A 17,075-nucleotide genomic window follows, 5' to 3' on the forward strand; every position below is an offset into this window, starting at 1 on the left:
GCCTAAGTTTGATAGGCTAGATTATCAAATGATTGATTTTATAACAACACCCAAAGGTGCAATATGTCAGAACAATTTAACAACGAACAAGAAAGCATTGATACCACTCGCCGTAGTGCCGCCAAAATCGCAATGAGTGCAGGCGTGCTTGGAGCAATGGGGCTTGGTAGCCTTGCCCACGCCGCTCCCAAAGCAAGCAAAACCGTTACCAAAAGCCCCTATGCCGAACCTGAGCAATACGGACTTGAACGCCCTGGTATGATAATTGACCCAAAACGAGTGGCGTTGGTGGTGGACCCACAAAACGACTTTTTAAGCCCAAATGGGGTAATGTGGGGCGTGCTAAAAGACAGCATCATTGAAAACAACACCGTTGAAAACACTGAAACGCTGTTTGAAGCCGCCAAAAAAGTGGATATGCCCGTCATCGTCTCGCCCCACTACTATTACCCAACTGACCACCAATGGGAGTTTATGGCACCAGGCGAAAACTTTATGCACAAAACCAATATGTTCGCTCGCAAAAGTGCATACAGTATGGACGGCTTTGAAGGCTCTGGAGCGGACTTTGTGGAACGCTATAAGCCTTATATTTTTGACGGCAAAACCACCATTTGCTCACCGCACAAAATCTTTGGCCCTGAAACCAGCGATGGGTGTTACAGCTTAGAAAACGCAAAATTGACCAAGTGATTTTGGCAGGTATGGCAGCCAACTTGTGCATTGAATCGCAATTGCGTGAGCTTGTAGAACAAGGCTTTGAAGTAACTGTGGTCAAAGATGCCATCGCAGGGCCTCGTATTCCAGAAGGTGATGGTTATTTGGCAGCTCTGGTAAACTTCCGTCTGATTGCCAATGACCTATGGATAACCAAAGAGACGGTCAAGAAAATGGGGGCGTGATTGCCTGTTTGAATTGACCTTAAAACCCTAAATTGGCATTCAAACCGTCTTTTGTGATACGGGCAAAAGACGGTTTTGGCATTTATAATTTTAACGCAATAATCAACATACAATCCCTTAAAAGTTTGCACAATGAACACCGACAAGCAGATATTTTTGGGAAAAACGCCCCTGCCAGCGTCATTTTTCGCTATGCCACTTGGGCTTGGGACATTTGCTTTGGCTTGGCACCACACAAACAAAACATTTGCCTTTGGCGATATGATCAGTCAAACACTTGGCATATTGGCGATTGGGTGTTGGCTGTTGTTTTTGGGATTGTACCTACACAAAGCCCTCTATCATCGCAGACATTGGCTTGATGAGCTGTATTGCCCTGTTCGCTTTGCCTTTGTGGTGCTGATTTTTGTTAGTGGTATGATTGTGGGCGAGCTTTTGATGATTTGGCATTATGAGTTTTTGGGTAAATTATTGATTTGTTTGTGCATTGTTTTGCAACTGCTGTATGGCACTTGGCGGATTGCCACGCTTTGGCAAGGCGAAGAATTTAAGCAACAATCCACCCCACCGCCGTTTTATTTGCCAGCCGTTGCCAGCAATTTTACCAGTGCTGGTGCATTAAGTTTGCTTGGGCTAAATGACTGGGCAATGCTGTTTTTTGGGGCAGGATTGCTTGCTTGGCTGATGTTTGAACCTGTGCTGCTGCAACATCTTCGCACCCAAGAAATCCCCACCAAACTGCGAGCTACTTTTGGTATCATTTTAGCCCCCGCCTTTGTGGGGGTAAATGCCTATATCACCACGACAGGGCAAGTGGATATGGTCGCCAGAATGCTGATTGGTTATGGCATTTTGCAACTGCTGTTTTTGGCAAGGTTATTTACTTGGGTGTTGAAGGCAGGGGTTGGGGCAAGTTTGTGGAGCTTTTCGTTTGGCTTAGCATCAATGGCAAGCGTTGGCATTGCCCTGTATCAGCACAATGTATTATCGTCTTTGGGTGTGATGATGTTTGTTTTTGCCAACATTGCCCTGATTGCCCTGCTTATTTTGGCAGTGTTTAGATTGGTGCAGGGTAAGTATTTTGGGATTATAAACTCATCAACTTAACCAAAATTAGCCATATTGATTTAACAAATTATCAAAATTAGCACTTGTCATCACCCCAATCTCATCAGCCGATTTGCCAAAAATATCGCCCAAAGCCCTTGCTACATATGGCACAAAAGACGGCTCATTATCCCGCCCACGTTTTGGCACAGGGGCAAGATAGGGGCTGTCGGTCTCTATTAAAATTCGGTCAAGGGGCAACTTTTTGGCAACTTCTTGCAGTTCCACCGACTTTTTAAAACTGACAATGCCAGAAAATGAAATATAAAGCCCCATATCAAGGCAGGTTTTGGCAAAGGCATAATCTTCGGTAAAACAGTGGATAATGCCGTGTTCGCACTTTTCAGCCTTTAGTAGGTCAAGCGTGTCGTGATAGGCACTGCGGGTGTGGACGATGATGGGCTTTTTTAGGGTTTGGCTTGCGTGAATGTGCGTGGCAAAGCTATGTTTTTGCTCAGCTTTCTTGGTGTTGTCCCAATGATAATCAAGCCCTGTTTCGCCAAATGCCCATACCTTGTCGTCATTTAACCGCACAAAATTGTCCACGCTCACCGCCTTTAAAATCGCCTTGTCTTGGCAAGGATGCAAGCCGATACTCATGCCGATGTTGATGTCGTTATTGGATAAATCTACCCACTGTCTGATGTCGTCAATCTCGCCAAATTCACAGCAAATTGCCATGATACGGCTTACGTTCATCTCTTTTAGATTGGCAAGTAGGGCAGGTTTGTCGTGTTGGTAAGTGTCTAAATAGGTCAAATGGGCGTGGGTGTCGGTGTACATATTGCTGTTCTTGTTTATTGATGACTGTTTGATTGCTTAAAATGGTGAGTGGTTAAAATTGGTTTGTGATAAAAGGGTTGGGTTTGTGCTAGGTGCATGACGAGCTGTTTGCTAAAACCGACCGTATTGGCAGGAGTGCAAATGTGGCATGGTAGGTCAAAAACTCAACGAGAAAAACCAATGGCTCAGTCGGGTCTTTGTTTTGGTGTCAGGCTTGGTATCTAGCTTTTCACCCAGCTCAAATCCTCGTCAGGTCGCCCTGTGGTGATAATACAGCCATTATCAGTAACGATGAGCGTATGCTCCCATTGGGCGGAGAGTTTGCGGTCTTTGGTGATGGCCGTCCAGCCATCTTTCATGATTTTGGTTTGCCATACGCCTTGGTTAATCATCGGCTCAATGGTCAGTGCCATGCCGGTTTTTAGCTCCACGCCTGTCCCTGCTTTGCCGTAGTGTAGTACTTGGGGTTCGCAGTGGAACTCCGTGCCAATGCCATGACCACAAAACTCACGCACGATAGAAAACCGCTCGGGTAGGACAATCTTTTCAATCTCCGCCCCGATGTCGCCAAGCCTTGCTCCGTTTTTGACCACGCTGATACCAGCATACAGAGCGTCTTGGGCGACTTTACATAGGCGGTTTGCCATGACTGAGCCTTCGCCGATAATCCACATGGCGGACGTGTCGCCATAGTAGCCGTCTTTGATGACCGTTACGTCAATGTTGATGATGTCGCCGTCCTTTAAGATACGCTCGTGGTCGGGCATACCATGGCACACCACATGGTTGATAGACGTGCATAGGGTGTAGGGGTAGCCGTGGTAGTTTAGGCAAGCAGGAATGGCGTTTTGGACTTCGGTGATGTGTTTGTACGCCAAATCATCCAAAAAGCCCGTGCTTACCCCTGCCTTGACGTGAGGGTCTAGCATTTGTAGGACTTCACTGGCAAGTTGTCCTGCCACTTTCATCTTTTCAATGCCGTCTTTGTTTAATAGGGGGATAACTTTACTCATGGGATTCTCTTTTTCATTTGTTTAAATTTATAAAATCAGTAATCATTGGAATCAGTACTAACAGGCATATCCACAGGCTCGCCTTGCGTTGGGGTGGAGTGGGGTGGGGTGGGGGATTTTTCGGGCAGATATAACGCCCCTTTTTGTCCGCATGCGGTTAGGGTGAGTGCCAATGCTAGGCTAAATAACAAGATTTTCATCATAAAATTACAAAATAATAAAAGGTTATTTTAACATAATTTTGCCAAAATCGCTTGATTTGTACAAACTCAGCATGACAAACTTTTTGCTTTTTAAAGGATAATAATTTGTCATGATAAGTTGTCGTCTTTTCAAGTAAAATATTTCTCTTTATTATGAACTGTCCACACCATGACTACCGATTGTTGTTTTAAAACCACCGCCAAATACGCCTTTACCCAGAGCTTGCCCATTTTGTCGGGCTTTTTGTTTTTGGGCATGGCATACGGGGTGTATATGCACTCGCTCGGCTTTTCGCCATGGTATCCCATCATTATGGCGGTACTGATTTTTGCAGGGTCGGTGGAGTTTATCGTGGCGGGGCTACTTATCATGGCGTTTAACCCGTCATCGGTGTTTTTGCTTGTGGCAATGATTAGTGCCAGACAGATTTTTTATGCCATTTCTATGTTGGATAAATTTCGGGGCATTACAGGGTGGAAACGCTGGTATCTCATCGCAGGCATGGTGGACGAGAGCTTTGCCATTAACTACACCGCCGACACGGACAAGACAGGCGTCGATAAGGCGTGGTTTATGGTGTTAGTTATGCTGTTTTTGCACATTTATTGGGTAACGGGATCGGCACTGGGGGCGGTCATGGGGGTGGTGTTGCCCTTTGATTTGAAGGGAGCGGAATTTGCGATGACGGCACTGTTTTTGGTGATTTTTTTGGAGCAATGGGGTGGGGAGGTCACGCACGAAAGCTCACTACTTGGCATTGGCATGACGGCGTTGGCGTTGGTGGTGTTTGGCAAGACAAATTTTTTAATCCCTGCCATGCTTGGCATTTTGGTGTATTTGACCGTTAGACGCTCGGCACTACATGACAAATTGACCAATAAGGTGGCAAAATGACCCTAAACGAACAACTTTTGACCATTGCCACTGCCATTGTTGCTGTTCAGCTGTGCCGTTGGGTGGCGTTTTGGGCGTTTCCTGCTCACAAGAAAGTGCCTGATTTTGTGCAATATTTGGGCAAGGCGTTGCCGTCCGCGGTGTTTGGACTGCTTGTGGTGTATTGCTATAAAAACGTGGATATTTTGGGGCAATATCATGGCATGGCGGAGTTTATCGCAGGGGCGGTGGTCGTGGGGCTACACCTATGGCGAAAAAATATGTTTATCTCCATTGGTGTGGGGACGATTTTGTATATGATATTGGTGCAAAAGGTTTTTGTGTGAAAAAGTATGTGAAAAAACGTTTGTGAAAAAATTGTGATAATTGTATTTTTAAATGGTAAATGGCTGGGGTGTTTAGTTACCCTCAGCCAATAAACATCAACAAATATCGCTACCCACAAAACATCGGTCGTGACAGGATGGTATTAAGCACGTTGAATGCCATCATATATCACAGCATGGGCTTAGTCACTGCCAACACCAAAATCCCCACATAGGCGATACCTGCAATCACCATACCCGCCTTTTTTTGACTCAGTAGCGGAGCCCGCAAAGCCTTGATATTGGCAGAGATTGCCACAGCCAACAGCATAATCTTGACAACCGCCCAATACCGCCTGCGAAAATCAGCCCTGTTTGATATAAAAACAGCCCAATGGTAATTACAACCATGAGTAAATGCAAGTGTTTCATAAGACGACCTTAGTAAGTTGTGTTGTTTGTGTTATCTGCGGCGACTGGCAAAGCTCATTATTCGTATAAGACTTCAACAATCTCATACTCTGCCAAACCACTTGGGGTCTGGATTTTGGCTTCATCACCTTCTGACTTACCAATCAAGCCTTTGGCGATGGGACTGCCGACCGAGATTTTGCCAACTTTGACATCCGCTTCATCTTCGCCCACAATTTTGTAGCGTTTTTGGTCGCCCGAATCCACGTCTTCGATGACCACGGTCACACCAAACACCACACGTCCGTCTTGAGGTAGGGTGGTTGGGTCAATGACCTGAGCCCCGCCAAGTTTTGCTTCGATGTCACGAATACGTGCTTCGGACAGCCCTTGCTGTTCCCGAGCGGCATGGTATTCGGCATTTTCTTTTAGGTCGCCATGTTCACGAGCTTCGGCAATGGCAGCGGTAATGCGTGGACGCTCCACGGTTTTTAGCTGTTTTAATTCTGCTTCTAGGGCGGCGTGTCCTTGTGGGGTCATGGGATAGCGTTGCATGGTCTCTCCTGATAATTGTCAATACATAGCTAAAAACACCACGCCGATTGGGGTGGTGTTTGTCATCTGTAATTGGCTTTTTGCCAAATTGTTAGCTTGCCATTATACCAAAAATAGCCAGTAATTGCAACTGTTTTAACGCCAATACCTAAGTTTTGCCATCATAAACAGCAGTCCCACAAACATCCCCAGATAATACGCCATCCGCACATCAAAGCTGTTGTCTCGGTATTTGATGGGCAGACTGACAAGGGCTGTACAGCTTGGGATTAACACAAGGTATAGCACCCAGTTTTCTAGGACGTGAAGTATGCCTTGCATGGTGTTGCCATTGCCATAACGATAAGCAGACAGACTCATAAGCATGATGACGATGATAAGGGTCAAAATCAAGCCTTTGGGAATATCTTTGGGGACAAGGCTGTCAGGTAAAATGTTGCTTATTTTAAAATCTGCCATCAGCTATACCGCCCCATAATCGTCAAAATCGCCACAACAGATGTAAGATACCCAAGCGTGATGGCGTTCTGGGTTTGGATATTTGCCCCGTTAAATTTGTTTAAAATTTTTGCCCCACCGACAAACAAGGCTGGCACAACAATCATAAAAAACGACACCATCACAGACGCATGACGTACCACCGCCCCCACGTCATGCCCTGCCAACAAGCGAAAACCGTATCCTGCCAACGCAAGTACAAGGACAAAAACAGCAAGCCCAATGGTTACACCAATGGGGACAAGGCTTGGGGGTTTTGGACTTAGGGATTTGGGATTGGTGTTTAATTCTGACATAGATTTACCGTACCATCATTTAGCCAAATCGGACTTGGCAAGCTCATCACGCATTTTGTCAATGACCATTTTATAATCATCTTTACCAAAAATCGCCGAACCTGCCACGAACATATCCACGCCAGCATCCGCAATCGCACGGATATTGTCAGGATTGACACCGCCGTCAATCTCCAAGCGAATGTCAAGCCCACGCTCATCTATCATACGGCGAACTGCACGCACTTTATCAAGTGTGCCATCAATGAACTTCTGGCCGCCAAAACCAGGATTGACACTCATGATAAGAATCTGATCAAGTTTATCGATGGTATAATCCAAGTAGTGCAGTGGCGTGGCAGGGTTAAACACCAGTCCGCACTTGATGCCACCATCCTTGATAAGCTGTAAACTTCTGTCAATATGCTCCGATGCCTCTGGGTGGAACGTGATAATATCCGCCCCTGCCTTGATAAATTCTTCAATCATTCTATCGACAGGCTTTACCATCAGATGCACATCAATCGGCGCGGTAATGCCGTAGTCTTTTAAGGCACGGCAGACCATCGCCCCAAAAGTCAAATTTGGCACATAGTGGTTGTCCATGACATCAAAATGCACCACGTCCGCCCCTGCGTCTAGTACGGCTTTTGTGTCATCGCCCAAACGGGCAAAATCGGCTGATAAAATGGACGGAGCGATGAGAAATGGTTTTTGGGGTAGAATTTTCATATTAGATAATAAAGTTAAAATTTGGCTTATGATAGCAGATTTTTACTTATTTTAAAAATAAAAAACAAGCCAAAACATCTGCTTTGACTTGTCTTAAACATTTTGCCATGATTATTTTTGCTGATAGGCTAGCTTCACACCTGCGATAAAGCCATCATTATCATCAAATTCACCCACTTTTACACCATTAGGCAACTGAGCGGTAGCATTACCAAATTTCAGGTATTTGCCACCCACCGATACCGACCATTCTGGGGTAACGTTATATTTGGCCCCAAGTCCTAGGCTATAATAACCTTTGATGGGTCCAAGCGTACTAACAGGATTGCCTGCTCCACTGTCATAGCCGACACTGCCCGATACAGCAAGTTTATCATTAAGTTTCTTACCCAAACCAACTTCGGCCGACCATTGGTCTTTGTCATAACTGATGATTGGTAATCCACTTAACTGTGTATATCTCGTTGGGCGAATGTCAAAATCCGACCATGGTACATAACGCACTTTGGCAGTCAAAAGTGTGGTTGGGTTGACACCAGTTTGAAAGTCTAGATTCCAAGACTCAGGCAAAGTTACACTAAACGGCAAAGAACTATTGGCATTTTGCCGTAAAAGAGTCGCAGTTGGAAACACCTCAGCAATATTACTCTCATGTTCAGTCTCAGAGCGATAGGTAAGAGCTGCTTTTAGAGCAATTTCAGGCTTGTGGTAAGCAACCCCTGCCACCCAACCTGTCGTGGTATCGGTACTAATTTTAGCATCATATCCTGTGGCTCTTTGATAAGCATTGCCACGTAAATGAACCTCGCCAGTTAGGCGTTGCAAAGCAGGGCCACCGTAAACTTGAAAGTTTTTATTTTGACCTAATTTTGCCCCCATCAATAAGGTGGCATTTTGGGTGCGAATCTCTACATTGGTACCCTGACCTTGCTGACCTGCCAAAGCTGGGAACATTGCCTGAGAGGCACCCACCAACTGACCTAAACTTGCAGCTTGTGCCTGTGCTTGCGTCAATTGCGTTTGTAAGGCGGTTGTATCTCCACCTGCTGCCTGCACATTAGCAATGGCTGTCTGCAGTTGCGTAATGCCTTGCTGAGCCTGAGCCAAACCCGCTTGTGCCTCAGTAACAGACCCAACCTTACCTTCCGATAAAACAGCAACAATATCATCTGCACCTTTGGAGACAAAATTGTTATCACCACCATACTGTACCGCTGCACCCCATGGCTCATCATAGAGTACGCCCACGCTAAACGTGTCGTTAATGTCCGCTTTCACACCAAAGCGAGCAAAGTCATAGGCTTCGGCGATATCCCCTGTTGAGCGTCCACTGATATCCTTGCCTGACACATCAGCATCGATATAGGTATAAACCACCTCACCATAGGTGCCATCTTGTAAAAATGCCGTGATGTCCTGCCCAGAACGGTCAAGACCTGCCGCGTTTGCCACGCCAACTGCACCGATGGATGCAATCGCTACTGCTAAATGTTTGTAGTTAAACATAGAGCCACTCCAATGATTACCATAAAATTTCCGTATGTCGCACATACCGCCTAGAAATTTGGTTAAAACTTCATACAACTGTTTTTACAATCGTATAACAAACGTTTTAACAAATGTTTCATCGCTACATATTAAAACAAAATAAACACGAACGCAATAGCAAAAATCGCACAAAATCACTATTTTTTGCCGTTTTATCAGAAATTTTTGTAATTATGGATAAAATATTACAAATAAGACCCCACTCTCAACTTAAAATCATCTCAAACCTTAAGGGTGGATTGCCAAGTTGTTTGTTGATTTGTACACAAAGATTGTGAGCTAAGAGTTTTCTAATAAAACGGTTGGACAGATGCCACAAGTCTCTTGCCTTGGTGGTTTGAACATTAAATCTTTGTGATAATTGAGAGATGACGGTTTCAATGGTTTTTCTTGTTCGTTTAAGATAAGACACAAAACCTTGACCTCTATCCTCTTTCATATTATCCCTAAGAGGTGTTTGTAGATCAACCCCCAACTTAGCAAGTTCCTCTTGTAATGCTTTGGATAAATAACCCTTATCCCCAAAGACCAAACTGGCTTGCCCTCCTTGCAAGGACTGTGTCAACTCAAACACTACCTGTCTGTCATCTGTATTGGCAGGTGTTAATGTGTAAGCAATCACTTGACCGTCTTGGTTTGTGAGTAAATGGGCTTTAAACCCAAAGTAGTGTTCGCTCTTACTGGCACAATAACCAAAGCTCCCAACCCCCTTAAAAGATTTGTGTCTTTTTGCTCTTTGATAGACACAGACAGGCAAAGGAAAGCTGTCAATCAAATAAGGCTTAGTGGGACGGCTGTCTTGATTGTCAAGAATACACAAAGAGCCAAGTACCTTCATCATTTTGTCTTTAACCCAAACCAAGTTGGCACAGTGTTTGGCAAAGTTTGGGTATGAGCCTAATTTGGGGAAATAGTGTTGATAGCAGTTTTTAAAGTAAGCCCAAATCTCCTTGTCAGTGTCAAAACCTAAACTTTCACCCACAAGCTCCATGGTGATGATTTCTGTGTCAGACAAGGCAGGCAAAAAGCCTTTGCTTCTTAGAGGTTTGGTTACAATATTTTGATACAAAGCCTCTACCAAAAGATAGACAACAATGATAAAATCATCATACGACATAGCTTACTCCTAGACTGTTTTGTGGTGAAACATTGGATTGGGCTATGTTGTTTTTATTTCAAGCACCCTGCTTGTTGTGGTGTGTTAGTTGAGAGTGGGGTAAATAAGAATAATTATTATAAATTAAATACCGTTTTTTATTTTACCTACTCAATAATGTGGTGGTCTGTCTGCGAGTAAATCAAACGGAGCAATGCCGTCATCATCACGACTTTCTAAGAATTTATACAAGAGCTTTAATTGGTCTTGTAAGTCCTTTAATGTTTTATCTTGGTGGGCGATGACATCATTTAGGGTATCTACCGTATTTTCAAGATAGGCGATTTTGATTTGCAAATCGGTAATATCAGCGTGGGTGGCGGTCATTTTATTTTCCCCTTTAAGGTGTAAAATTTGCTATAATTGCCCCATTTTATCATTGGAAATCCGTATTGAAAATAAATTATGGCACTCATTCATCTAAAAAATATCTCCCTTGCCTTTGGCGTCGCCCCCATTTTAGACCATGTTAATTTTAGCCTTGATGCAGGCGAGCGGGTGTGTCTCATCGGACGAAATGGCGAAGGCAAATCCACGCTCTTTAAGCTCATTGACGGCACGCAAACCCCTGATGACGGCGAGATTATCATCGCAGACGGCTTGCGTGTTGCGATGCTTGCCCAAGACGTGCCAAGCGATGACGGCACTTTGCTTGACATTGTCATGAATGGCGATGAAAAAGTGGCAACCCTGCTTCGCCAATACCACGACCTATCGGACAAATGCACAGCGGGCGACATGACCGCCTGCGAGCGTATGACGGACGTGCAACATGAGATTGATGCTTTGCACGGCTGGGAGCTAGAACGGGGTGCCCGCACCTTGCTTGACAACATGGGGCTAAATCCCACAGGCCGCCTTGCCGACTTATCAGGCGGACGAAAACGCCGTGTCCTACTCGCTCGGGCGTTGGTGGTTAAGCCTGATGTGTTGCTACTTGATGAGCCGACCAACCATTTGGACGTGGAGAGTATTGATTGGCTAGAAAACTACCTGCTCGGGCAAAATTTGACCGTGCTGTTTATCACGCACGACCGCAAATTTGTGGACAATCTTGCCACTCGCATTGTGGAATTGGATAGGGGTAAACTCTCCACTTATGACGTAACGCAAGGGGTTAAGGGCTATGCTCGTTATCAAGAATTAAAGGAATTGGAGCTTGCCAGCGAAGCCAAATCCTTTGAAGAATTTGACAAAAAACTTGCCCAAGAAGAAGTTTGGATTCGCCAAGGCATTAAGGCAAGGCGTACTCGCAACGAAGGGCGTGTGCGCGCGTTAAAGGCACTTCGTGAAGAGCGAAAGCAGCGTCGTGATGTGGTGGGGAGCGTCTCACTCACCCAAAACGTATCCGAAAAATCAGGAAAAATCGTCTGTGAAGTCAAGGACTTAAGCCTGCAATATGACGGCAAAATACTGGTCAAAAACTTCTCAACCCTGCTCATGCGTGGCGATAAAGTTGGCATCATCGGCAATAATGGCGTGGGCAAAACGACCCTAATCCGCACCGTGCTTGGGCTTGATGACTCTGCCAAAGTGAGCGGTACAGTCAAGCTTGGTACGAACCTAAATATCGCCTTTTTTGACCAATTAAAAGACCAATTAGACTTTGATAAATCCGTTGCCGAAAACGTCTCCGAAGGCTCGGACTATGTGGACGTGGGCGGAAGACGCACGCACATTTTGGGGTATTTGCAGGACTTTTTGTTCACGCCAAACCGTGCCAGAACGCCTGTCAAGGCTCTATCAGGGGGCGAAAAAGCCCGAGTACTGCTCGCCAAAAATTTGCTAAAACCTGCCAATGTCTTGGTGCTTGATGAGCCGACTAATGACCTTGACATGGCAACTTTGGAGCTTTTGGAGGAATTTGTTGCAGGATTTGACGGTACGATTTTGCTTATCAGCCACGACCGCGCCTTTATGGACAACGTGGTAACGCAGACGTGGGTATTTGGTACGGACAAGGACGGTCATGGCGTGATTGACGAATATGTGGGTGGTTATCAAGATTATCTCACCCAAAAAGCACGGAGTGAACCAACCAAACTCAAAGCGGATAAAGTTGAAAAATCAGAAACAATCAAAGCCGACAAACCAAAATCCGACACGTCCAAGCCTGAGCAAAAACGCAAACTCTCCTATAAAGAACAGCGTGAATTGGAAAGCCTGCCCAATGAAATTGCCGAACTTGAAAACGAGCAAAGCGAGCTAAATGACAAACTGGTGGACGGTTCGCTATTCGTTAGCGATTTGGCATTGGCAACCCAATACAGTGAACGACTTGGGGAGATTGATGGGATTTTAATGGAGAAGTTGGAGCGTTGGGACGAATTGGAAAATTTGGTAAAATAAACACAGGCAAAAAACAATGAGCAACAAAAACTGCTGTGGGGGTAATTGCCACACCGATAACCAAGCCCCACAATCAAATAACCCACAAATTGACATTAAAAAAATGCCCGATTTGACCGCCACGCACAAACAAACGAGCGTGGCGGATAAAGCTGTATTCCAATGGGAATTTTTATTGCCAAAATATTGGGGAATTTGGTTTTCGTTAATGATATTTTTACCGCTTATTTATTTGCCTTTGCGTATACAGTTTTGGCTTGGCAGAAAAATTGGCGAATTGGCATATATACTTATCAAAAGACGGGTCAAAGATACACTCACCAATCTAACTTTGGCATTCCCTGATAAATCTGATGATGAAAAAGTACTAATCGCTAAACAAGTTTTTGTCAATCAAGGCATTGGTATTTTTGAGACGCTAAACGCATGGTTTCACCCCAATGTCTTTAAACGCACGTTTAGCATTTCAGGATTACAGCATTTAATCACCGCCCAAAAAGAAAATAAAGCCGTGATATTATTGGGTGGGCATTTTACGACATTAGATTTGGGTGGGCGGTTATGTACGCAGTTTTTCCCTGCCGATTGTATGTACCGCAAACAAAACAACCCACTTTTGGAGTGGTTTATTTATAATGGTCGCCGTCATATTTTTGACGAACAAATCAACAGCCGTGATATGAAAAAACTCATCAGTCGGATTAAAGACGGCAAAGTGATATGGTATAGCCCTGACCAAGATTTTGGCTTGGAGCATGGGGTTATGGCGACATTTTTTGGTGTGCCGTCTGCAACCATTACCGCCCAAAGGCGATTTGCCAGCACGAATAAAAAAAATCCGCCTATGTTTATTGCCTTTGACATGATTCGCCAAACGCCTGATAATATCCCCAAAGGCAAACGTCCGCATTATCATATCAGCCTATCGCCTGTCATTGACAATTACCCTAGCGATGATGAGGTGGCGGACGCACAGCGTATTAATGATATGATAGAACATAACATTAAAAAAGACATTACCCAATGGATGTGGTTTCATCGGCGGTTTAAAACACAGGCGGATGGGATGGATTATTATGGTTAAACTTATTTTTAAAGAAAATTTTTAGAAAATTTGCTATAATTTACGTTCATTTTGATAAGGATAAAACCATGCAACTTACCACAAGAGAATTGGTTGAAAAATTTGGCTCTCATCGCTTGATTGTGCTTGATGATGACATTTTGGCAGATTTTGATGATGATACTGTGCTTTTATTATCCGCCCAAAAACCAACCAAAAAATCCATTTTGCCAGAAATTGCCAAATACGCCAATTTTTTAAAAAATGATGTTGTCGATGATAATAAAAATATTGACGAGAAAAGTAAACGCATCATGGCAATGCTAAATGCTGATGATAAACGCATTAAGGCAGGTTTATAAAAACCATTGTAAAACATATAATCTTTTTTACTTCAAAATATAAATATAGAATTGATGTGAATTGAGCTAATTTTTTATATTTTGGATTGAATTGAGTATAAAATTTAACACTAAACATTAAGAGAAAATCATGACCGAACCAACCACCAAACGCATTTTGACAGGCATTACCACCACAGGCATTCCCCATTTGGGCAACTATGTTGGGGCGATTCGTCCTGCCATTCAAGCGGTACAAGATTCCGATGATGACGCTTTTTTCTTTTTGGCGGATTATCACGGGATTATCAAATGTTTTGACCCTGATGAGATTCATCGCTCCACCCGTGCCATTGCCGCCACTTGGATTGCCTGCGGTCTTGACCCCGAAAAAGTTACCTTTTATCGCCAGTCGGACATTCCCGAGATTCCCGAGCTTGCGTGGATATTAAACTGCTCTTGTGCTAAGGGTCTCATGAACCGAGCCCACGCCTACAAAGCGAGCGTGGATATGAACCTTGCCAAAGAAGACACGGACGCTGATTTTGGGATTAGCATGGGGTTGTTTAGCTATCCTGTGCTGATGAGTGCGGACATTTTGATGTTTAACGCCACGCACGTCCCTGTCGGCAAAGACCAAATTCAACACATTGAAATGGCACGAGACATTGCAGGGACGTTTAATTTTAAATACAAAGAGCTGTTCACGCTCCCCACTGCCGTAACGGACGAAAACACGCCCCTACTGACAGGACTTGATGGTCGCAAAATGAGCAAATCCTATGGCAACACCATTCCGCTCTTTGGGGACAGCAACCCCACCATTGACCCACAAAAGGCGTTAAAAAAAGCAATCGGGCAAATCGTAACCAACTCCCAAGCTCCCGAAGAACCCAAAAATCCTGATGAGTGTAATATTTTTGAGATTTATAAAGCCTTTGCCACGCCTGATGAGATAAATGCCCTTGCCGAGCATTATAGACGTGGTATCGGTTGGGGCGAAGCTAAGGAGATTTTGTTTAATAAGATTGACGGTGAGATTGCTCCCATGCGTGAAAAATACGCTCATCTTATGGCAAACCCTAAGGAGCTTGAAGAGATTTTGCAAATGGGGGCGGTTAAGGCTCGCCGTGTCGCCCAAAAACAACTGGATAAAACCAGACGTGCGATTGGGATTAAACCGCTTGCGAAGTTGAAATAAGGAGAAGTCATGCGAATTTCTTTTGAAGAATTTTTAAAATCTGACATTCAAAAACAGGAAATTGAGCCAATTATCCCCATGGATTTGGACAGTCAAAATCCTGCGGTACATAGATTGATTAAAAATTCTGCCAGACGGGTTATTAAACAGCACCAAAAAGAAATTGAAGCATTAAAGCATAAGTGAAGTTAAAATAATGGACATATTACCCATTTTCTTAAATTCGCTCAAACCACTTTTATGGTTTTTGCCAATTTTATTTCTCATTGCCTTTTTAAAATCACCCTTTTTCAAAGGGTGGTTTGGCGAGAAACTGGTTAATATAAAATCCAATCGCACTCTACCAAAAGATATTTATCATGCCTTTCATGATGTTTTGATTGAAGATAATTTGGGTATGACGCAAATTGACCACATTTATATTTCAAAATTTGGTATTTTCGTGATTGAAACCAAAAATTACAAAGGTTGGATTTACGGCAAAGCTCACGACAAAGAATGGACAAAAAATGTTTATGGTAAAAAATACCCTTTTCAAAACCCACTTCATCAAAACTATCGCCACATCAAAGCCTTAGAAAAAGTTTTAAATGTCAGTCATGATAATTTTCATTCGGTGGTTGTTTTTGCTGGTGAGTGCGAGTTAAAAAGCCATTTCCCAGACAATGTGTGCTATCTATATGAATTTACTGATTATATTTTATCGTTTGATGAAATTGTATTTAGTGAAGATGAAATTCAATATTTAATCAATATCCTTAATTTAACAAAACTTGAAAATAACAATGACAATAAAAAATCCCACCTTAAACAATTAAGGGAAAAACACTAATGACCGACACCACCATTCGCATTTACAACACCGAAGTCCAAGCCCTGCCCGATGATTTATATATTCCGCCCCAAGCATTTGCGATATGGCTTGAACAATTTGCAGGTCCGCTTGATTTTTTGTTGTATTTGGTCAAAAAGAATAATTTTGATTTGACCGAAACCGCCATTTTGCCGATTACCGAGCAATATTTGACTTATATCAAAGAGCTTGATGATACTTATTTTGAATTGGCGGGCGATTATTTGCTGATGGCAAGTACGCTCATCGCCATAAAAAGCGAACTTTTGCTCCCCCAACCACAAATCACAGGCGAAGAGCTAAGCCCTAAAGCACGACTCATCAGACGGCTAGAAGAATATGCCCAAATCAAAGAAGCCAGTCGCCGATTAGATAGCCTAATTCGCCTAGAACGTGATGTGTTTTTGGCATTTGCCAGCCTGCCTAGTAGCGAAGCCATGAAAGCCGAACTGCCAAGCTACTCGCCCCAGATACTCATCAACAGCTTGATTAATATGCAAATCAAGCCTGATTATCAAATGCACCACATCAAGACCGACCCCGTGCCACTACCTGAGCGTATCGCCAAGATTAGCCTGATGTTAAGCCAACAAGGTTCTGGCACGTTTGCCGAGTTGCTCGATGAAACGCAGGGGCGTGTGGGCGTGGTCGTGAGTTTTGTGGCGGTGCTTGAACTTCTAAAACGGGGGCTGATTGGCTTTGCTGACGGTGATGACGCCCTGCTAAAAAGCGAGATAAATGTGGACATCGCCCAGAGTTTTCAGCTTGAAGTCATGGACGCCCCCATGTCCAAAAAAGGCAAGCAAAAAGACCCTTTATTTAACATCAATAACACCGGCTTTGACTTGTCCGAGCAGACTTTATATTGGCTTCATTAATCATTAG

The 17,075-nt window shown here is 43.9% G+C and carries 23 protein-coding genes; 12 read left to right on the forward strand and 11 right to left on the reverse strand.

All coding sequences use genetic code 11. The features are described from left to right. Positions 1-63: 63 nt before the first annotated feature. The 3 genes from LP107_RS04135 (at position 64) to LP107_RS04145 (ending at position 2,009) form a co-directional block, all read left to right on the forward strand. Entirely contained in the window at positions 64-693 is a 630-nt protein-coding gene (locus LP107_RS04135; RefSeq protein WP_264675920.1) for an isochorismatase family protein, read from the forward strand. 11 nt (positions 694-704) lie between these two features. Continuing rightward, the gene (locus tag LP107_RS04140; RefSeq protein ID WP_264676755.1) at positions 705-902 is read left to right on the forward strand and encodes a cysteine hydrolase family protein; all 198 of its coding nucleotides are present in this window, start codon (positions 705-707) and stop codon (positions 900-902) included. A 132-nt stretch (positions 903-1,034) separates the two neighbouring features. After that, on the forward strand, positions 1,035-2,009 hold the full coding sequence (locus LP107_RS04145) for an SLAC1 family transporter (protein ID WP_078273607.1): 975 nt from the start codon (positions 1,035-1,037) through the stop codon (positions 2,007-2,009). Positions 2,010-2,015: 6 nt separating this feature from the next. On the opposite strand, the gene LP107_RS04150 is transcribed toward LP107_RS04145, so the two are convergent. The 3 genes from LP107_RS04150 to lptM form a co-directional block, all read right to left on the reverse strand. Then, the gene (locus LP107_RS04150) at positions 2,016-2,792 is read right to left on the reverse strand and encodes a TatD family hydrolase (protein WP_078273606.1); all 777 of its coding nucleotides are present in this window, start codon (positions 2,790-2,792) and stop codon (positions 2,016-2,018) included. A gap of 221 nt (positions 2,793-3,013) precedes the next feature. Further along, complete coding sequence (gene map / locus LP107_RS04155) at positions 3,014-3,805, reverse strand: type I methionyl aminopeptidase (RefSeq protein WP_065256371.1); 792 nt, start codon at positions 3,803-3,805, stop codon at positions 3,014-3,016. A 35-nt stretch (positions 3,806-3,840) separates the two neighbouring features. Then, complete coding sequence (gene lptM / locus LP107_RS04160; RefSeq protein WP_078273605.1) at positions 3,841-4,008, reverse strand: LPS translocon maturation chaperone LptM; 168 nt, start codon at positions 4,006-4,008, stop codon at positions 3,841-3,843. Positions 4,009-4,177: 169 nt separating this feature from the next. Between lptM and LP107_RS04165 the strand changes: the two genes are divergently transcribed. Then, positions 4,178-4,903 (forward strand): AzlC family ABC transporter permease, encoded by a 726-nt coding sequence (locus tag LP107_RS04165; protein ID WP_078273604.1) that lies wholly within the window; start codon positions 4,178-4,180, stop codon positions 4,901-4,903. After that, positions 4,900-5,229: a branched-chain amino acid transporter permease gene (locus tag LP107_RS04170; RefSeq protein ID WP_065256373.1), complete on the forward strand. Its 330-nt coding sequence runs from the start codon at positions 4,900-4,902 to the stop codon at positions 5,227-5,229. The genes LP107_RS04165 and LP107_RS04170 overlap by 4 nt, the downstream gene beginning before the upstream one ends. A gap of 169 nt (positions 5,230-5,398) precedes the next feature. Here the strand turns inward: LP107_RS04170 and LP107_RS04175 are convergent, their stop codons facing one another. The 8 genes from LP107_RS04175 to LP107_RS04210 all read right to left on the reverse strand — a co-directional run bounded on the left by LP107_RS04175 (position 5,399) and on the right by LP107_RS04210 (position 10,710). Continuing rightward, positions 5,399-5,527, reverse strand: coding sequence for a hypothetical protein (locus LP107_RS04175; protein WP_264675918.1), 129 nt, complete (start codon positions 5,525-5,527; stop codon positions 5,399-5,401). Between the two features lie 170 nt (positions 5,528-5,697). Beyond that, positions 5,698-6,174 carry a transcription elongation factor GreA gene (gene greA, locus LP107_RS04180; RefSeq protein WP_065256375.1) on the reverse strand — a complete coding sequence of 159 codons (477 nt, stop codon included), beginning with the start codon at positions 6,172-6,174 and terminating at the stop codon, positions 5,698-5,700. Positions 6,175-6,309: 135 nt separating this feature from the next. After that, entirely contained in the window at positions 6,310-6,633 is a 324-nt protein-coding gene (locus tag LP107_RS04185; protein ID WP_078273603.1) for a hypothetical protein, read from the reverse strand. Further along, positions 6,633-6,968: a hypothetical protein gene (locus LP107_RS04190; RefSeq protein ID WP_078273602.1), complete on the reverse strand. Its 336-nt coding sequence runs from the start codon at positions 6,966-6,968 to the stop codon at positions 6,633-6,635. Before LP107_RS04190 ends, LP107_RS04185 begins: the two co-directional genes overlap by 1 nt. Positions 6,969-6,983: 15 nt before the next feature. Continuing rightward, entirely contained in the window at positions 6,984-7,679 is a 696-nt protein-coding gene (gene rpe, locus LP107_RS04195) for a ribulose-phosphate 3-epimerase (protein WP_078273601.1), read from the reverse strand. Between the two features lie 111 nt (positions 7,680-7,790). Continuing rightward, a complete protein-coding gene (locus tag LP107_RS04200) occupies positions 7,791-9,185 on the reverse strand; it encodes an outer membrane protein transport protein (protein WP_078273600.1) in 1,395 nt (464 codons plus the stop codon). A gap of 247 nt (positions 9,186-9,432) precedes the next feature. Beyond that, positions 9,433-10,344, reverse strand: coding sequence for an IS982 family transposase (locus tag LP107_RS04205; RefSeq protein WP_264676122.1), 912 nt, complete (start codon positions 10,342-10,344; stop codon positions 9,433-9,435). 150 nt (positions 10,345-10,494) lie between these two features. Continuing rightward, positions 10,495-10,710 carry a SlyX family protein gene (locus LP107_RS04210; RefSeq protein ID WP_078273599.1) on the reverse strand — a complete coding sequence of 72 codons (216 nt, stop codon included), beginning with the start codon at positions 10,708-10,710 and terminating at the stop codon, positions 10,495-10,497. 78 nt (positions 10,711-10,788) lie between these two features. Between LP107_RS04210 and LP107_RS04215 the strand changes: the two genes are divergently transcribed. The 7 genes from LP107_RS04215 (at position 10,789) to LP107_RS04245 (ending at position 17,068) form a co-directional block, all read left to right on the forward strand. Continuing rightward, on the forward strand, positions 10,789-12,732 hold the full coding sequence (locus tag LP107_RS04215) for an ATP-binding cassette domain-containing protein (protein WP_264675916.1): 1,944 nt from the start codon (positions 10,789-10,791) through the stop codon (positions 12,730-12,732). Between the two features lie 103 nt (positions 12,733-12,835). Continuing rightward, positions 12,836-13,816: an LpxL/LpxP family acyltransferase gene (locus LP107_RS04220; RefSeq protein ID WP_244893639.1), complete on the forward strand. Its 981-nt coding sequence runs from the start codon at positions 12,836-12,838 to the stop codon at positions 13,814-13,816. A gap of 68 nt (positions 13,817-13,884) precedes the next feature. Then, entirely contained in the window at positions 13,885-14,157 is a 273-nt protein-coding gene (locus LP107_RS04225; RefSeq protein ID WP_078273596.1) for a hypothetical protein, read from the forward strand. A gap of 130 nt (positions 14,158-14,287) precedes the next feature. Then, positions 14,288-15,337 carry a tryptophan--tRNA ligase gene (trpS, locus tag LP107_RS04230; protein ID WP_264675915.1) on the forward strand — a complete coding sequence of 350 codons (1,050 nt, stop codon included), beginning with the start codon at positions 14,288-14,290 and terminating at the stop codon, positions 15,335-15,337. Between the two features lie 9 nt (positions 15,338-15,346). Continuing rightward, positions 15,347-15,523, forward strand: coding sequence for a hypothetical protein (locus LP107_RS04235; protein ID WP_158079611.1), 177 nt, complete (start codon positions 15,347-15,349; stop codon positions 15,521-15,523). 10 nt (positions 15,524-15,533) lie between these two features. Continuing rightward, positions 15,534-16,169 carry a nuclease-related domain-containing protein gene (locus tag LP107_RS04240; protein WP_078273594.1) on the forward strand — a complete coding sequence of 212 codons (636 nt, stop codon included), beginning with the start codon at positions 15,534-15,536 and terminating at the stop codon, positions 16,167-16,169. Beyond that, complete coding sequence (locus LP107_RS04245; protein WP_078273593.1) at positions 16,169-17,068, forward strand: segregation and condensation protein A; 900 nt, start codon at positions 16,169-16,171, stop codon at positions 17,066-17,068. Before LP107_RS04240 ends, LP107_RS04245 begins: the two co-directional genes overlap by 1 nt. Positions 17,069-17,075 lie beyond the last annotated feature (7 nt).

It is taken from the genome of Moraxella bovis (assembly GCF_025985205.1).
Lineage (GTDB): Bacteria > Pseudomonadota > Gammaproteobacteria > Pseudomonadales > Moraxellaceae > Moraxella > Moraxella bovis.